This is a genomic window from Sphingobium sp. L-44, from assembly GCF_056859495.1.
On sequence record NZ_JBSXOQ010000053.1, the window covers coordinates 16,693 to 32,985 of the forward strand.

12 protein-coding genes are annotated in these 16,293 nt (G+C 65.3%); 2 read left to right on the plus strand and 10 right to left on the minus strand.

Features of this window, described 5'->3' with window-relative positions:
- Positions 1–55: 55 nt before the first annotated feature.
- Together mutS and AC13EK_RS04640 are read left to right on the plus strand one after the other, a co-directional pair.
- Entirely contained in the window at positions 56–2,698 is a 2,643-nt protein-coding gene (gene mutS / locus AC13EK_RS04635; protein WP_069338967.1) for a DNA mismatch repair protein MutS, read from the plus strand.
- Positions 2,699–2,707: 9 nt separating this feature from the next.
- Entirely contained in the window at positions 2,708–5,470 is a 2,763-nt protein-coding gene (locus AC13EK_RS04640; RefSeq protein WP_037490690.1) for a [protein-PII] uridylyltransferase, read from the plus strand.
- A gap of 7 nt (positions 5,471–5,477) precedes the next feature.
- Here AC13EK_RS04640 and AC13EK_RS04645 read toward each other — a convergent pair whose 3' ends face one another.
- The 10 genes from AC13EK_RS04645 to AC13EK_RS04690 all read right to left on the minus strand — a co-directional run bounded on the left by AC13EK_RS04645 (position 5,478) and on the right by AC13EK_RS04690 (position 15,920).
- Positions 5,478–5,978 (minus strand): L,D-transpeptidase family protein, encoded by a 501-nt coding sequence (locus AC13EK_RS04645; protein WP_069338966.1) that lies wholly within the window; start codon positions 5,976–5,978, stop codon positions 5,478–5,480.
- Positions 5,975–7,036: a GTP cyclohydrolase II gene (ribA, locus tag AC13EK_RS04650; RefSeq protein ID WP_048938000.1), complete on the minus strand. Its 1,062-nt coding sequence runs from the start codon at positions 7,034–7,036 to the stop codon at positions 5,975–5,977. The genes AC13EK_RS04645 and ribA overlap by 4 nt, the downstream gene beginning before the upstream one ends.
- A complete protein-coding gene (gene xth / locus AC13EK_RS04655; RefSeq protein WP_483022064.1) occupies positions 7,036–7,833 on the minus strand; it encodes an exodeoxyribonuclease III in 798 nt (265 codons plus the stop codon). The genes ribA and xth overlap by 1 nt, the downstream gene beginning before the upstream one ends.
- Positions 7,834–8,080: 247 nt before the next feature.
- Positions 8,081–8,719 (minus strand): LolA family protein, encoded by a 639-nt coding sequence (locus tag AC13EK_RS04660; protein WP_004209221.1) that lies wholly within the window; start codon positions 8,717–8,719, stop codon positions 8,081–8,083.
- Between the two features lie 407 nt (positions 8,720–9,126).
- Positions 9,127–11,451, minus strand: coding sequence for an FtsK/SpoIIIE family DNA translocase (locus tag AC13EK_RS04665; RefSeq protein ID WP_037508930.1), 2,325 nt, complete (start codon positions 11,449–11,451; stop codon positions 9,127–9,129).
- 231 nt (positions 11,452–11,682) lie between these two features.
- A complete protein-coding gene (locus AC13EK_RS04670) occupies positions 11,683–12,174 on the minus strand; it encodes a GNAT family N-acetyltransferase (RefSeq protein WP_069338965.1) in 492 nt (163 codons plus the stop codon).
- Entirely contained in the window at positions 12,171–13,100 is a 930-nt protein-coding gene (locus tag AC13EK_RS04675; protein ID WP_234792536.1) for a DMT family transporter, read from the minus strand. The genes AC13EK_RS04670 and AC13EK_RS04675 overlap by 4 nt, the downstream gene beginning before the upstream one ends.
- Entirely contained in the window at positions 13,075–13,416 is a 342-nt protein-coding gene (locus AC13EK_RS04680) for a hypothetical protein (RefSeq protein WP_069338963.1), read from the minus strand. Before AC13EK_RS04680 ends, AC13EK_RS04675 begins: the two co-directional genes overlap by 26 nt.
- A gap of 5 nt (positions 13,417–13,421) precedes the next feature.
- Positions 13,422–14,567: a flavodoxin-dependent (E)-4-hydroxy-3-methylbut-2-enyl-diphosphate synthase gene (gene ispG, locus AC13EK_RS04685; RefSeq protein ID WP_004209214.1), complete on the minus strand. Its 1,146-nt coding sequence runs from the start codon at positions 14,565–14,567 to the stop codon at positions 13,422–13,424.
- 51 nt (positions 14,568–14,618) lie between these two features.
- Entirely contained in the window at positions 14,619–15,920 is a 1,302-nt protein-coding gene (locus tag AC13EK_RS04690; protein WP_004209213.1) for an OmpP1/FadL family transporter, read from the minus strand.
- Positions 15,921–16,293: the final 373 nt, after the last annotated feature.

Sequence of the window (16,293 nt, forward strand, 5' to 3'; positions counted from 1 at the left end):
TGCCCTTTGGCGAAGCTCTGGTTTCAGCGGAGCGATCAGGCTATCCGCTTGCCCCATGGCCAATTCGACCTCCACCACCACCCAGCCTACCCCCATGATGGCACAATATTTCACCCTCAAGGCAGAGGCGCAGGATTGCCTGCTCTTCTACCGCATGGGCGATTTCTTCGAACTCTTCTTCGACGACGCCAAGATGGCGGCCGCGACGCTCGACATTGCGCTCACCAGCCGTGGCGAACATGCCGGGCAGCCGATCCCGATGTGCGGCGTGCCGGTGCATAGTGCCGAATCCTATCTCGCCCGACTGATCAAGGGCGGCCATCGCGTCGCCATCGCCGAGCAGACCGAGACGCCGGCCGAGGCCAAGGCACGGGGCGGCAAGGCGCTCGTGGCACGCACCATCGTCCGCTATGTCACCGCCGGCACGCTGACCGAGGAAACCCTGCTCGACAGCCGGCGCGACAATATGCTGGTGGCGCTGGCCCAGACCGGCGGCGAAGGCGAGCTGGGCCTGGCCGCCGCCGACATTTCGACCGGCCGGTTCGAGACGATGACCGTGCGCGCTGGCGACCTGCCCGCCGAACTCGCCCGGTTACGGCCGAGCGAAGTGGTGATCGCCGAAGGGTCGACGCTGGAGGTCGCCAACAGCCATCCGTTCGACAAGGCTGCCTTTTCCAGCGCCCGTGCGGAAGACGCGCTCAAGCGCCTGTTCGCGGTCGCGACGCTGGATGGCTTTGGCCAGTTCAGTCGCGCCGAACTGGCGGCGATGGGCGGGCTGATTGCCTATCTCGACCATGCGGGGAAGGGCACGCTGCCCTTCCTGGCGCCGCCGCTGCGCAAGACCAGCGGCGCCCATGTCGCCATCGACGCGGCGACGCGCGAGAGCCTGGAAATCGTCGCGACCACCGGCGGCACGCGGGCGGGCAGCCTGTTGGGCGCGGTCGATCGGACCGTCACCGGGGCCGGCGCCCGGCTGCTGGCACAGGACCTGTCGGCGCCGCTGATGGATGCGCCGCTGATCGACGCGCGGCTGGGCCTGGTGCAGCTGTTCCATGATGACGCGACGCTGCGCAGTCAGTTGCGTGCGGCGCTGCGGGCGCTGCCCGACATCGGCCGCGCGCTGGGCCGCGTTGCCGTCGGCCGGGGCAGCCCGCGTGACCTCGGCCAATTGCGCGACGGCCTGGGCGAAGCGCGATTGCTGCGCGAGCGGCTGGGGCGGCTGGCCGATCAGCCACTGTTGCTGACGCAGTTGCTGCCGGCGCTCGACGGGCATGGCGCGCTGGTCGATGCGCTGGCGCGCGCGCTAGTGCCCAGCCCGCCGACCGAAACCAATAATGGCGGCTATATCGCCGACGGCTTCGACCCGGCGCTGGACGAACTGCGCCGCCTGGCCGGTGACGGCCGCCGCGCGATCGCCGCGCTGGAGGCCCAATATCGCGAGCAGACCGGGATCGGCGCACTCAAGATCCGCCATAATGGCGTGCTGGGCTATCATGTCGAGGTGCCGGCCCGCGCCGCCGACCAGCTGATGCAGCCCGAAAGCGGCTTCACCCATCGCCAGACGCTGGCCGGGGTGGTGCGCTTCAACTCGATCGACCTGCATGAGCAGGCCGGCCGCGTGGCGCAGGCCGGCGCCCATGCGCTGGTGGCGGAGGCCGCCCATCTGGAAACGCTGATCGAGGCGGTGCTGGACCGCAAGGCCGACATCGCCCGTGCCGCCGATGCGCTGGCGCGGCTCGACGTTGCCGCCGCGCTGGCCGAGCGGGCGGCCGAAGGCGGCTGGCAACGGCCCCATTTCGTGGTCGAGGACGGGGTCGGCCCCTGCCTCGACATTGTCGGCGGGCGCCATCCGGTGGTCGAGGATGCGCTGCGTGCGCAGGGCCAGCCCTTCGTTGCCAATGATTGCCGGCTGGTCGCGACCGACCGGCTGTGGCTGGTCACCGGCCCGAACATGGGCGGTAAGTCGACCTTCCTGCGGCAGAATGCGCTGATCGTCATCCTGGCCCAGGCCGGGGCCTTCGTGCCGGCGGAATCGGCGACGCTGACCCTGGTCGACCGCCTGTTCAGCCGCGTCGGCGCCTCCGACAATCTGGCGCGCGGCCGGTCGACCTTCATGGTCGAGATGGTCGAGACCGCCGCGATCCTGGCGCAGGCGACCGAGCATAGCTTCGTCATCCTGGACGAAGTCGGGCGCGGCACATCCACCTATGACGGCCTTGCGCTCGCCTGGGCAGTGGTCGAGGCGGTGCATGAGGTCAATCGCTGCCGCTGCCTGTTCGCGACCCATTATCATGAGCTGACACGCCTGTCTGAAACGCTTGATGCGCTGTCGCTGCACCATGTGCGGGCGCGCGAATGGAAGGGCGACCTGGTGCTGCTGCACGAACTGGCCGAAGGGCCGGCCGATCGCAGCTATGGCCTGGCGGTAGCGCGGCTTGCCGGCTTGCCGCCCCTGGTGCTCAAGCGCGCCAAGGATGTGCTGGGCCGTCTGGAGGCAGGCAAGGCCAAGACCGGCGGCATCGCCGCAGGGCTGGACGACCTGCCGCTGTTCGCCAGTGTCGCGACGCAGGCCGAAGAGGTGGCCGATCCGCTGCGCGACGCACTGGATGGCATCGATGCCGACGCCCTGTCCCCGCGTGAGGCACTCGATCACATATATCGTTTGAAACAACTGGCCGCCGCCAGTCACCACGAGTAGACGAGAGCCATGGTCATGCAGTTCCCCAGCCTGGGGTCGCGCCGCGCGATCATTGACCGGCGCGCGATTTCCGACAGCATCAACGCCCTGGCGCAGGAGCACCGGGGCGATCCGATCAAGCTGCGCGGGCTGATCGTCAAGGAACTCAAGGCCGCCCTGGAGCATGGCCGCGAGGATGTCGCGCGCCGGCTGGAGGCAAAGCCGACGCGCGGGCGCGAGGCGGTGACGGCCTTCGCCTTCCTGATCGACCAGATCTTGCGGCTGCTCTACGACGCCACCACCCATCATCTTTATCCCGCCGGCAACCGCAGCACCGGCGAGCGGATCGTGCTGATCGCCGTGGGCGGCTATGGCCGGGGCGAGATGGCGCCGCACAGCGATGTCGATATCGGCTTCATCACCCCCTGGAAGCCGACCGGCTGGACCGAGCAGATCATCGAATCCATGCTCTATTCGCTGTGGGATCTGGGGCTGAAGGTCGGCCATAGCAGTCGTTCGATCGATGAGACGATGCGGATGGCCAAGGCCGACCTCACCGTGCGCACCGCCCTGCTGGAAGCGCGCTATGTGTGGGGCGACCGGGCACTTTACGAGGAAGTCGCCGTCCGTTTCGACAGCGAGATCATGCAGGGCACCGCCCGCACCTTCGTCACCGAGAAGCTGGAGGAACGCGACGAGCGCCACCGCCGCATGGGCGACAGCCGCTATGTCGTCGAGCCCAATGTCAAGGAAGGCAAGGGCGGCCTGCGCGACCTGCACACGCTGTTCTGGATCGGCAAATATGTGAACCGGGTGAAATCGGTCGCCGAACTGGTGGATGTCGGCCTGTTGACGCAGAGCGAGCTGCGCCAGTTCCAGAAGGCCGAGGATTTCCTGTGGGCGGTGCGGTGCCATCTGCACATGATCACGGGGCGGGCCGAAGACCGGCTGACCTTCGACCTGCAGCTGGAAACCGCGACGCGGATGCACTTCACCGCGCGGGCCGGACGATCCGGGGTCGAGCGCTTCATGCGCTATTATTTCCTCAATGCAAAGGCGGTCGGCGACCTGACCGCGGTGTTCCTGGCGCATCTGGACGACCAGCTGGCCGAGCGCGGACGCCGCTATATTCCGTCCATATTTCGCCGGCCCAAGAAGCTGGATGGCTTCGTGCTGGATCGCGGGCGGCTGGCGCTGCCGAGCGACGATTTCTTCCAGGCCGATCCGGTCCGCCTGGTCGAGATTTTCGCCGTGGCCGACAGGCATGGGCTGCAGATTCATCCGAGCGCGATGCGCGCGGCCAGCCGCGACGCCGGCCTGATTACCGCCAAGGTGCGCAAGGACGCACGGGCCAACGCCGCCTTCATGGATGTGCTGACCAGCCCGCGCGACCCGGAAACGGTGCTGCGCTGGATGAACGAGTCCACCGTGTTCGGCCGGTTCATCCCCGATTTCCGCCGCGTCGTGGCGCAGATGCAGTTCGACATGTACCATCATTATACGGTGGACGAGCATACCATCCGCGCCGTCGGCCTGCTGGCCCGGATCGAGAAGGGCGAACTGGCCACCGACCATCCGTTGGCGACCGAGCTGATGGGCAAGATATTGTCGCGCCGGGTGCTCTATGTCGCGGTGCTGCTGCATGACATCGCCAAGGGGCGCGGCGGCGACCACAGCATATTGGGCGCGGAAGTGGCAGAGCATCTCTGCCCGCGCCTGGGCCTGACCGCCGCCGAGACCGAGACCGTCGCCTGGCTGGTGCGTTATCACCTGCTGATGTCAGCCACCGCCTTCAAGCGCGACCTGGCCGACTACAAGACGATCCTCGATTTCGTCGAAGTGGTGCAGAGCCCCGAGCGGCTGCGCCTGCTGCTGTGCCTGACCGTGGTCGATATCCGTGCGGTGGGGCCGGGCGTCTGGAACAGCTGGAAGCGGCAGTTGCTGGGCGACCTCTATGACGCGGCCGAGGAAGTGCTGCGCCTGGGCCACAAGCAGAAGGGCCGCAGCGAGCGGGTTGCCGCCAAGCAGGAGGCGCTGCGCCAGGCGCTGGGCATGGATGAGGCGACCTTCGCCGCCTTCAGCGGCCGCATGCCCGAAAGCTACTGGATCGCCGAACCGGACGATATCCTGGTCCATAATGCGCGGCATATATTGGAAGCGGGTGACTCCTCGCTGTCGATCGCCGCGCAATATTATCCCCAGCGCGGCGCGACTTTGGTCACCGTCTATGCAACCGACCATCCGGGCCTGTTCTACCGCATCGCCGGCGCCATCCATCTGGCTGGCGGCAACATCATCGACGCGCGCATCCATACGACGCGCGATGGCGTCGCGATCGACAATTTCCTGGTGCAGGATCCGCTGGGCGGTGCCTTCCACAGTCCCGAGCAGCTGGCGCGGATCAAGGCAGCGATCGAGGATTCCCTGTCCAACCGCCACCGCATGATCACCAAGCTGGAAGCGCGCCCGCTGCCCCGCACCCGCGCCGAAGCCTTCCGCATCGAGCCCAATGTGCTGATCGACAACAAGGCGTCGAACCGCTTCACCGTGATCGAGGTCAATGCCCGCGATCGGCCGGCGCTGCTGTTCAGCCTGGCCAATGCCCTGTTCCAGTCGAAGGTCACGGTCCACAGCGCCCATGTCGCCACCTATGGCGAGCGCGCGGTCGACACCTTCTACGTCACCGACCTCTTGGGCGGGAAGATCGAGAGCAAGGCCCGGTTGCAGACGCTGGAACGGCGGCTGCTGGAGGCGGCCGGCGGCGAAGTGGGCGAGGCGCTGGAGCGCGCCTGATCGCTACTCAGGCAATGGTCATGACGTCGCCGGGTGACAGCAAAGGTAACAGGCGCAGCATGTCGTCGCGATCGACCGCGACGCAGCCGGCGGTCGGGCGTCCTTCGGACAGATGGAAGAAGATGGCGCTGCCCATGCCCGGCACCGGCGGCGCATCATTATGGCCCAGGATGACGATCACGTCATAAGCGTCATCGCTGCGCTGCAGGCTTTCGGTCGAGAAGGGCCGGGGCAGGCGCACGGGACGGTTATAGGCGGGATCGGCCGGATCGTCCGACCAGCCATCCCCCGCATGGGTCCAGCGCCAGGGCAGGGCGATGCCGGTGGCGGAGACCTTGCCGGGGCGCAGCAGCACCGCGCGGATCGGCCAATTGCCCAGGGGGGTGCAACCATCGCCTTCGCGCTTGTCGGCAGCCGCGCAGGCGCCGCTGCGGCCGATGGTGCAGGCCATGTCGAGATCGCCGAAGCGCAGCCGCCCGGCGGCGGCATCGACATGGACGACGCTCATAGCTGGTGGCCGGTCCGGTCGCGCTTGGTGGCGAGATAGCGTTCATTATGCGGATTGGCCGGCAGGATGATCGGCAACCGCTCGACCACTTCGATCCCCGCCGCCTGCAACCCGGCAACCTTCTGCGGATTGTTGGTAAGCAGCCGCACGCCGCCAATGCCGAGCAGATCGAGCATCCGCGCCGCGACCGAGAAATCGCGCGCGTCGATCGCGAAGCCCAGCCGCACATTGGCGTCGACCGTATCGAAGCCCTGATCCTGCAACGCATAGGCGCGCAGCTTGTTGACGAGGCCGATGCCCCGGCCCTCCTGGCGCAGATAGAGCAGCACGCCCCATTGCGCGTCGGCGATCTGATGCAGCGCCTGATGCAGCTGCGGGCCACAATCGCATTTCAGGCTGCCGAACACGTCACCGGTCAGGCATTCGCTGTGGATGCGGATGACCGGGGGCGATGCGTCGCGCTTGCCGACCACCAACGCGACATGCTCGCGCGGCTCGTCGGGGCTGCGGAAGGCGATGATCTCCGCGCTCTCGCTCGCCGATACCGGCAGGCGAGCACGGGTGGCGATGGCGAGGTGGATGGCATCGTCATAATCGCCGACATCATCGGCGCTGACCTCCGCCTCGACCGGGCCGTCGCCTTCGGTGAGGAAATAGGCGGGCAGGATACCGGCCAGCCGGGCCAGGCGCAGCGCCGCCTTGGCCGCCTGCGGCGCCGGCAGCGCGCGCGCACGGAACGGCCCCTTGAGCGGCGAGGCGAGGTCCAGCACGGGATCGGAAATCGAGGTCGCGACATCCGCGTCGATCCACGGTGCCCGTTCGATCAGCACCGGCAGATCGGGATCGGCCGCCGCCAGCTGGTTGGCGAGCTTCAGCGTTTCGGCGCGGGCGGCGGAAATCAGGATATCGGCCTGCCCCTGCGGATCGAAATCGGCCAGCGTCACCGCATCCGCGCCCTCGATCGCCATCAGCCGGATCGCGCCATCAGGCGCGGTCAGGCGGATCGCCCAGCCGCGACGCAGCGCATCGATGGCGCGGGCAGCATCCCGCCCGTTCATCAGAAGGCGAACTCGGTGATGATCGGGATATGGTCGGACGGCTTTTCCCAGCTGCGCGCGGGTTCGACGACACGGTGGGCGACCGCCTTGTCGGCGACATCCCTGGTCATCCACATATGGTCGAGGCGACGGCCGCGATCCGACGCCGCCCAATCCTTCGCGCGATAGCTCCACCAGGTGTAGAGACGCGCCGGGGCAGGGTGGAAATGGCGGCCGATATCGACCCAGTCGTTCGACGCATGCAACCGGCCCAGCAATTCGCATTCGACCGGCGTATGGCTGACCACGTCGAGCAGCTGCTTGTGGCTCCAGACGTCGCATTCCAAAGGCGCGATGTTGAAGTCGCCGGTAAGGATCGTCGGCTTGTTGTCGAGCGCGCCGGACCACTCGATCATCCGCTCGATAAAGTCGAGCTTCTGGCCGAATTTGGGATTGACCGTGCGGTCGGCGACATCGCCGCCGGCGGGGACATAGACATTCTCGATCCGCACGCCATTGTCGAGACGGATGCCGACATGGCGGGCTTCGCCATTGGCCTGCCAATCGAACCGGTCATCCTCGTGGATCGGCACCTTGCTCATGATCGCAACGCCATGATGCATGCGCTGGCCGTTCAGCACCTGATGGACATAGCCCAGCCGCTTGAACATGTCGGTGGGGAAGATCTCGTTCACCACCTTGGTTTCCTGCAGGCAGAGAATGTCGGGCGCTTCTTCGGTCAGGAAGCGTTCGACGATGTCGATCCGGGCGCGGACGCTGTTGATGTTCCAGGATGCAATCGAAAGGGTATCGGCCATGAAAAGCACCTAGGGTGCCGCGCGCCCGCGCGCAAGCGCCGGACAAAGTAAGACCCCCGCTCCGGGGGCGTGGAACGGGGGTCTCGATCGCGCCCTTGAAGCGCTTTGCGACGGGAGCGGTGTGCCGGGTAACAGGGGGGAAATCCCGGTCTGCGTCTCTCGCCGTGATCTCTATCTAGGCGATCCGATATGAGCGGCAGATGAACGATGGCAGAAAGTTTTCAGCCCATCGTTCCTGTGGCCCGCCCTAGCCGTTCGGACGGCCGCGCGGACGCGGATCGGTCCAGCGGAAGGCGGAATCGGCAACCGGCACGCCATATTGCTGGTTCGACAGGCGCACCGCCGTGCGATTATTCTGCGCGTCGAGCGCGACCCAGCCATACAGCTCCAGCCCGGCCGGCGACGCAGGCTTGCGCTTGAAGATCATGGTGATGGTGCCGAATTCGGGCCGCTTGGGATCCTTTGCCTGCACGCTCAGCACCGTCGGGTCGCCGGTGGGCACGACCGTGCCGAATTTCGACAGATCCTTGGTCGGGTCGATCAGCGCGGCCAGCGGCGAATTGCCGATCGGCCAGCGCTGCACCTGGCGCACTTCATAGTCGATCAGGGTCAGCGCCTTGCCATCGCCCACGATCAGCAGCGGCACGCCCTTTTCATATTGGAAGCGGATCTTGCCCGGCTGCTTCAGGGTCAGCTTGCCGGTCAGCACCTGTCCATTGCGGTCGGTCTGGCTGAAATCGGCGGTCAGGGTGGTGACGGCGCGGATATAGGCATTGACCTGATTGAGGTCGGACGGTGCCGCCTGCTGGGCAAGGGCATAGCCCGCCGGCACCGCAACCAGCGCGGTGGCGAGGGACAGGGCGACAGGCGCGAGGATGCGCTTCATGCAATCATCTCCGGGTTGTTCGGAAAAGGGGGCATAGGAGGTGGGGCTTGAACCCGCTGTGAACCTTGCTGTTCCATCGCAGGGAAAGGATCGATCGGAAAGACCAGACGGGGGAGAGCGGCCGTGAAATGGCTGGCTCGATCCCCCGTGCTCCCGCCTCGCCATGCCGGTCTTACCGGCGGCACCGCTCCAATTATGTTTATCGGCGCGGCAGCAGCGACGCCTGCCTAGACCGATTCGCGGACAAAAAAAAGGCTGATCCGAAGATCAGCCTGAAAAGTTTTTAGGAGAGGATGCCTGAAAGGCCTGTTCCTAATGTCCCAAAGCCCCTGTCACGACAAATGCGAAGGCAGCAAGCATGGTTGCACGGAACGCAATCGCTCAAGGAAAACAGGTATTTCGTAGCGTCAGAGCGGATTGCCATTCTCGTCACGCAGCACTTCGCGGCGGCCGACATGGTTGGGCGGGCCGACCAGCCCTTCCTCCTCCATCCGTTCGATCAGGCGTGCGGCGCTGTTATAGCCGACTCGCAGCTGGCGCTGCAGCCAGCTGGTCGAGGCCTTCTGATTCTCGAACACCAGCTGGCAGGCCTTGCGGAACAGCTGCGCGTCCGGGCTGTCATCGCCCAGGTCCACGCCGTCAAGCGCGAAGCTGCCTTCCTCCGGCTCTTCCGTGACCGCCTGGATATAATCGGGCGATCCCTGCGCCCGCCAATGGTCGGCAACCACGCGCACTTCATCGTCCGAAACGAAGGGACCATGGACGCGCATCAGGCCCTTGCCGCCATGCATGTAGAGCATGTCGCCCTTGCCCAGCAGCTGTTCGGCACCCTGTTCGCCCAGGATGGTGCGGCTGTCGATCTTGCTGGTCACGAAGAAGCTGATGCGGGTCGGCAGGTTCGCCTTGATGACGCCGGTGATGACGTCAACCGAAGGCCGCTGGGTCGCGAGGATCAGGTGGATGCCGGCAGCACGCGCCTTCTGCGCCAGACGCTGGATCAGGAATTCGACTTCCTTGCCCGCCGTCATCATGAGGTCGGCCAGCTCGTCGACCACCACCACGATCTGCGGCAGCGGCTGGAAATCCAGCTGCTCCTCCTCATAGATCGGCTTGCCGCTTTCGGGATCATAGCCGGTCTGGACGCGGCGGCCGAGCGGCTTGCCCTTGGCCTTCGCGGCGCGAACCTTCTCGTTGTAATTGGCGAGGTTGCGGACCGAGATCGACGCCATCATGCGATAGCGATCCTCCATCTGCTCCACCGCCCATTTGAGCGCGCGGATCGCCTTGCTCGGTTCGGTCACGACCGGGGCGAGCAGATGCGGAATGTCGTCATAGGTCGACAGTTCCAGCATCTTGGGATCGATCATGATCAGGCGCAGCTGGTCCGGCGTCATGCGGTAGAGCAGCGACAGGATCATGGCGTTGAGGCCGACCGACTTACCCGAACCGGTGGTACCCGCGATCAGCAGATGCGGCATCGGCGCCAGATCGGCGATGATCGGCTCGCCCGAGATATTCTTGCCCAGGATGATCGGCAGGGTCGCTTCCGCACCGAACTGCTCGCTGGTGATGAGTTCGCGGAAGGACACGCCCTCACGATTGGTGTTGGGCAGTTCGATGCCGATGACGGTGCGGCCGGGAATGGTCGCGACGCGCGCCGACAGCGCCGACATGTTGCGGGCGATATCGTCGGCCAGCGCGATCACGCGGCTCGCCTTGATGCCCGGTGCCGGCTCCAGCTCATACATGGTGACGACGGGTCCGGGGCGAACCTCGACGATATTGCCCTTCACATGGAAGTCGTCGAGCACGCTCTCCAGCAGGCGGGCGTTGCGTTCCAGCGCCGCCTTGTCGATCTTCTGCCCCTGATTGGCAGGGATGGGGTTGAGCAGGTCGGCGGACGGCAGCGAGCTGTGGCCGAACAGGTCATCCTGCGACACCGGCGCGGTCGAGCGCTGCACCGGGGCGGGCTTGGGCGCCTGGATGGTGATCGGCGGCTTGGGCTCGTTCGACACCTGCTTGCGCGGCGCGATCACCCGTTCGACCGGGCCGTCATCATCCTCGTCCAGATCGGCAGCTCCTCCCTGTCCCGCAAAGGCGAGCGAAGGACGCGGCAGGCTGAGCCGGGGCAGGGTCGGACGACGGATGGTGAAGATCGGCTTTTCCAGCGCCAGGCTGCGATACCAGACGAACAGGCCGGCCAGCATGGCCACGACCACCAATATGCCGATGATCCAGCCCTGCGCGGCCGGCGCCTGGGCGGTCAGGCTCATCACCCCCTTGGCGGTGACAAGGCCGATCATGCCGCCCCAGCCGGAGGGCAGGCCGACCAGCGGATCAGGCTGGAACAAGGCCAAAGCGATGCCGATCAGGATGATGCCGACCAGGCATTTGCCGAACTGCGCCTTCCACCCGATCATCTCATGATCGCCCCACAGGCGACGGGCGGTAATCCCCATCAGCGGCAGCAGCAGCGCGATCGGCACGCCGAACAGCAGCAGCAGCATGTCGGCCACCATGGCGCCGGGCGCGCGCATGATATTGGCGACATGATCGCCCGCCACCGTGTTCATCGACGGATCGCTGGGCTGATAGCTCAGCAGCGCCAGCGCCAGGAACAGGGTCGCCAGAAACAGCGAGATCGCCCCGATCAGCGCACCGCTGCGCACGATGCTGCGCTTGAGCATTTCGCGCCATTCCGGCGCGCGCTTGGCTCCGCGGCTGACAGCCATGGTCAAATGTCCCCCAAATGTTCCGTTCCGGCACAATGCGCCGAGCCAGGAGTCCTCGTCAAGCCTGCGGCCCCTCGGCTCGTCCCGCCCCATCCGCAACATTGCGTATGTCGCGGGCCTGGGGCGCAGGCGCAAAATAGGCGGCGAAAGGAGATGTCGCCATGTTCGCCTCTTTCTATCCCGCCTTTGTCGTAATTGCCCTGAGCAGCTTTGCGATCGTGCTGCTGGGCGTCAGCCTGCAGGATGCGATGCGAGGGCGCTGAGCGCATCGCCATCGACGCGCTGCACGGTCCATTCGTCCATCGGCCGGGCGCCGAGCGCCCGGTAGAAGGCGATCGCCGGCGCGTTCCAGTCGAGCACCGACCATTCGAGCCGAGCGCAATCGCGCGCGATCGCCAATTGGGCGAGACGGGCGAGCAACGCCTTGCCGGCGCCGAGCCCCCGCGCTTCGGGCAGGACAAACAGATCCTCCAGATAGAGGCCCGGACGCCCCTCGAAGGTCGAGAAATTGTGGAAGAAGAGGGCAAAGCCGATCGGCGCGCCATCATGCTCGGCGATCAGCACCTCCGCCATCGGCCGGGGACCGAACAGATAGCGGGCCAGCGTCTCGCGGTCGGCCTTCACTTCATGGGCCAGCTTCTCATAGTCGGCGAGCGCCAGGATGAAATTCGCGATGGTATCGATATCCGTCGATTGCGCGTCCCTGATGATGACCTTGCTCATGCCGCTCCCGCTTCCACATGGGCGATATCCGCCCGTTTCGTGCGCGCGGCGATAAGGCAGCCGGCGACGATCAACAAGGCACCGGCAAGGGTAGTAAGCGTCAGTTGCTCGCCAAAGGCCAGCCAGCCGAAGATCGCGGCCCAGACGAAAGCGGTATATTCGACCGGGATCAGTCGCTGGGCCTCCGCACGCGCATAGGCCCAGGCGAGCGCGGCGAGAGAGGTGAAGGCCAGGATGGCAGCCAGCAGCACCAGCGGCACCGCCGCTCCGGTCGGCACGATCGCCCAGGCCGGCGCGCCGATGGCAAACACGCCCAGCATGACCAGATGCTGGAAGAAGGCGACCTCGATCGGCGAGGCAAGCTGGGCCTGCTGGCGCTGGAGGATCAGGTTCCAGGCGAACAGCATCGCCGAGAGCAGCACCGCGCCCGCCCCCATCAGCGCGTCGCCATCATAGTCGCCGCGCATCCGCCCCGACAGGATCACGCCGACCCCGACCAGGCCGAGCAGCGAGGCGCCGATCGCCTGCCGCCCGATCCGTTCCTTGAGCAGCAGCGCCGCAAGATAGAGCGCGATCAACGGAGCGATGAAGGAGAGGGCAATGGCTTCGGCCAGTGGCAGGCGCATGATCGCCCAGAAGAAGAAGCTGGCCATCAGCGCCACGACAACGCCACGCAGCAGATGCAGGCGCAGCACGGAGCGGTTTGGCCAGCGCTGGCGGGTGGCGAGCATCAGGACCAGCCCGAGCAGGCTGCCGGTGATCGCACGCCAGAGCAGCGCATTATAAAGGCCGATCGAGAGGCTGAGCCCCTTCATCGCCGCGTCCATCACCGAAAAGAGCGCGACGCCAAGGCAGCAGATGAGGAAGGGGATGGCGACACCCTTTGGGGGAACGGATTGGCTAATGTCGGGATTCCGCATTTTCATCAGCCGGCGGAGCCTCAGAAATGAAGCCAATCTTGGGAAAGCCTATGCGCTGCATTAAGTAGATGAGACTACCCACACAGCGATAAGGCACATCGGTCACCCCAATGAGATGCACGTTCATATGCCGCTCTGCAAAAGGCTTGAGCGTAGTTTCCAAGGCAGGGTCCGATATATCGAAGGACTGATCGCTGATCCTCGCCGTGCAGGACTGAGCCTCCGGTTTGCCTGCGCTCAATTGCACACGCAAAATCTGTTCTGCCTTCGCATCACTGCAAGCCAGCAGAAGCGTAAGCAGAAGCAGGACAGCCAAACGCATGCAGCTTATTCGGCCGCCTGGACCTGTCCCGCGTCACTCGCCGCGGCTTCGATCTCGGCCGCCTTGGCCTCGACCAGCCTGACGATATGGTCGACCATGTCGGCATCCTGGATCGTGTGATCGGTGACGCCCGACAGATAGACCATATGCTTGCCATTGCCGCCGCCGGTCAGGCCGATATCGGTCTCGCGCGCTTCGCCCGGACCGTTGACGACGCAGCCCAGTACCGAGAGCGAGAGCGGCGTGTTGATATGCTGCAGCCGTTCCTCCAGCGCCTGGACGGTGCGGATCACGTCGAAGCCCTGCCGCGCGCAGCTGGGGCAGGAGATGACCTTGACGCCGCGGGTGCGGATGCCGAGCGTCTTGAGCATCTCATAGCCGACCCGCACTTCCTCTTCCGGTTCGGCCGAGAGCGAGACGCGGATCGTGTCGCCAATGCCAGCCCAGAGCAGGTTGCCGATGCCGATCGCGCTCTTGACCGTGCCGCCGATCAGGCCGCCGGCTTCGGTAATGCCCAGATGCAGCGGGCAATCGACCGCATCGGCCAGTTGCATATAGGCCGCGACCGCCAGGAACACGTCGCTCGCCTTCACCGCGACCTTATATTCGTGGAAATCCTGGTCCTGCAGCAGCTTGATATGGTCGAGCGCGCTTTCGACCAGCGCTTCCGGGCAAGGCTCACCATATTTTTCGAGCAGGTCGCGTTCCAGGCTGCCGGCGTTGACGCCGATGCGGATCGAGCAATTATTGGCCTTGGCGGCGTCCACCACTTCCTTCACCCGCGCGGCCGAACCGATATTGCCCGGATTGATGCGCAGGCAGGCAGCACCGGCATCGGCGGCTTCCAGCGCGCGCTTATAGTGGAAATGGATGTCGGCGACGATCGGCACGCGCGCGGCGCGGACGATCTGTTTGAGCGCCGCGGTCGATTCCTCGTCCGGGCAAGACACACGGATGATGTCGACGCCGGCATCCTCGCAGCGACGGATCTGATCGATCGTCGCCTTGACGTCATGGGTCAGCGTGTTGGTCATGGTCTGCACCGTGACCGGCGCACCGCCGCCCACGGGGACGTTGCCGACCATGATCTGCCGCGACTGCCGTCGGGCGATGTCGCGCCAGGGGCGCAGGCCGGGATTATGTTCGGACATGAAAAGGGGCTCCAGATCTCTGGAGCCCCCTATAAGCATTAACGCGGCCTTTTAGAAGCGCGCGGTCAGCGATGCGGCAACCTGGTCCGCATTGCCGCTGGTCTGTGCCAGGGTCGTGGCGGTGACGGTGGCCGGCGACGGGAAATAGCTGTCCGGGCGAATGATGTTCGCCTTTTCCACCCAGGTATGGGCGTAGGCGACGTTCAGCGCGAAGGCCGGCGAGATATTCCAGGTCGCGCCGCCCGTCAGCCACACGCGGTCGCCATCGGGCACGCGGGTGGTCAGATGCTGCGGATTGGTCGGCGAACGGTCGAACATGGTGCCGGCGCGCAGCGTGAAGGCGGGGCTGAAATCATATTCGCCGCCCAGGCTGACGCTGTAGCTGTCCTTGTAATCCAGTTCCTTGTTGGTGGTGCCGGTGGCCGAGGTGACCTCGATCCCCTTGAAGCTGGACCAGCCATACCATTTGCCGGTGATCATCGCGCGCAGGTTCGGCGTCAGCTTGTGCATGAAGGACACGGTGACGATATCGGGCAGGTCCAGCGGTGCGGAGGCATCAAACTCGCCATTGGCGGCGCTGAGCGGCGTCACCAGACCGGAAATGGTCTGGGTGCCCTTGAGCTTGTGGTTGATGCCCGACCGATAGTGGACGCCGACATTGGTAGTGCCGTTGGTGTAGAACAGGCCCGCATTCCAGCCGACGGTCCAGTCATCGCCCTTCAGCTTGGTGAAGCCGTCGGTGGTGACCAGCGGCGACACCTGCGGCAGCGCGTTGGTCAGGTTCGCCTTCACATATTGCACGTCGACGCCGCCGCCGATCGAGAAATTGTCGTTCAGCTTGAACGCGGCCGACGGCTGGATGTTGTAGGTCTTGAGGTCGGTGTAGATCGAGTCATAGCGACCGAAGAAACCGTCATCATATTCCAGCTTCAGGCCGAAGGGCGCATTGACGCCGAGGCCCAGCCACAGCCGGTCGGTGACCTGCGCCGAGGCGTAGAAATTGGGGACCGGGATGACGCTTTCGAACGGCTGGCCACCGTCATTGCCGGTCACCGGCACGCGGGCGGTCGAACCGGGGACCGAGCGATAGCTGCCACGGTTAGTCTGGTGGGCGGAAGCCATCAGGGCGTTGACGCCGGCCGAAACCTGGACGCCCGACAGCTGGGTCATGGCGGCGGGGTTGAAATAGATGGTCGAGGGATCGTCACCTGCAGCGGCGCCGCCAGCCATGGCGCGGCCGGTTTCCACCGGCGACTGTTCCTGAAGATAGAAGCCACCGGCCAGCGCCGGCATCGGTGCGACGATCGCGCCGGTCAGCAGGATGGTGGGAAGAATGCGACGGCGAAGGGACATGGCGTTTCCTCTGCTAAAAACTCATTTGGCCATTTGGTGCGGGCGCTTAAACGCCTCATGCGACTTATGGAACCATGCGCATAACAGCTATCCCGACGATTTCTACAGGCGCCAATGACGGATTTCCGCGATTTTTCGCTCAATTGCCCGGATTTCGGCCGGCTGGACGCTACGGCAAGTGCCGCCCTGTTGCGCCAACGTCACAGGTCAAAAAAAAAGCCGCCCCAAGGGACGGCTATGAAGTTTTAGGAGAGGATGCCTGAAAGGCGAGTTCCTTTTGCGGCCAGGCGGCGTTCGTCGCAAATGCGAAACATGATGGCGCGATTGCGTTTCGTGCAACCGGTGTCATAAAACCATGTTTCCCTAAGGGAAA

Bases quoted from the DNA above. Each gene is read 5' to 3' on its own strand.
- ispG (WP_004209214.1), bottom strand. From the start codon at position 14,567: ATGTCCGAACATAATCCCGGCCTGCGCCCCTGGCGCGACATCGCCCGA.
- ribA (WP_048938000.1), bottom strand. From the start codon at position 7,036: ATGAACGGGCGGGATGCTGCCCGCGCCATCGATGCGCTGCGTCGCGGC.
- AC13EK_RS04680 (WP_069338963.1), bottom strand. From the start codon at position 13,416: ATGCGTTTGGCTGTCCTGCTTCTGCTTACGCTTCTGCTGGCTTGCAGT.
- AC13EK_RS04675 (WP_234792536.1), bottom strand. From the start codon at position 13,100: ATGAAAATGCGGAATCCCGACATTAGCCAATCCGTTCCCCCAAAGGGT.
- AC13EK_RS04670 (WP_069338965.1), bottom strand. From the start codon at position 12,174: ATGAGCAAGGTCATCATCAGGGACGCGCAATCGACGGATATCGATACC.
- AC13EK_RS04690 (WP_004209213.1), bottom strand. From the start codon at position 15,920: ATGTCCCTTCGCCGTCGCATTCTTCCCACCATCCTGCTGACCGGCGCG.
- AC13EK_RS04660 (WP_004209221.1), bottom strand. From the start codon at position 8,719: ATGAAGCGCATCCTCGCGCCTGTCGCCCTGTCCCTCGCCACCGCGCTG.
- mutS (WP_069338967.1), top strand. From the start codon at position 56: ATGGCCAATTCGACCTCCACCACCACCCAGCCTACCCCCATGATGGCA.
- AC13EK_RS04640 (WP_037490690.1), top strand. From the start codon at position 2,708: ATGGTCATGCAGTTCCCCAGCCTGGGGTCGCGCCGCGCGATCATTGAC.
- xth (WP_483022064.1), bottom strand. From the start codon at position 7,833: ATGGCCGATACCCTTTCGATTGCATCCTGGAACATCAACAGCGTCCGC.
- AC13EK_RS04645 (WP_069338966.1), bottom strand. From the start codon at position 5,978: ATGAGCGTCGTCCATGTCGATGCCGCCGCCGGGCGGCTGCGCTTCGGC.
- AC13EK_RS04665 (WP_037508930.1), bottom strand. From the start codon at position 11,451: ATGGCTGTCAGCCGCGGAGCCAAGCGCGCGCCGGAATGGCGCGAAATG.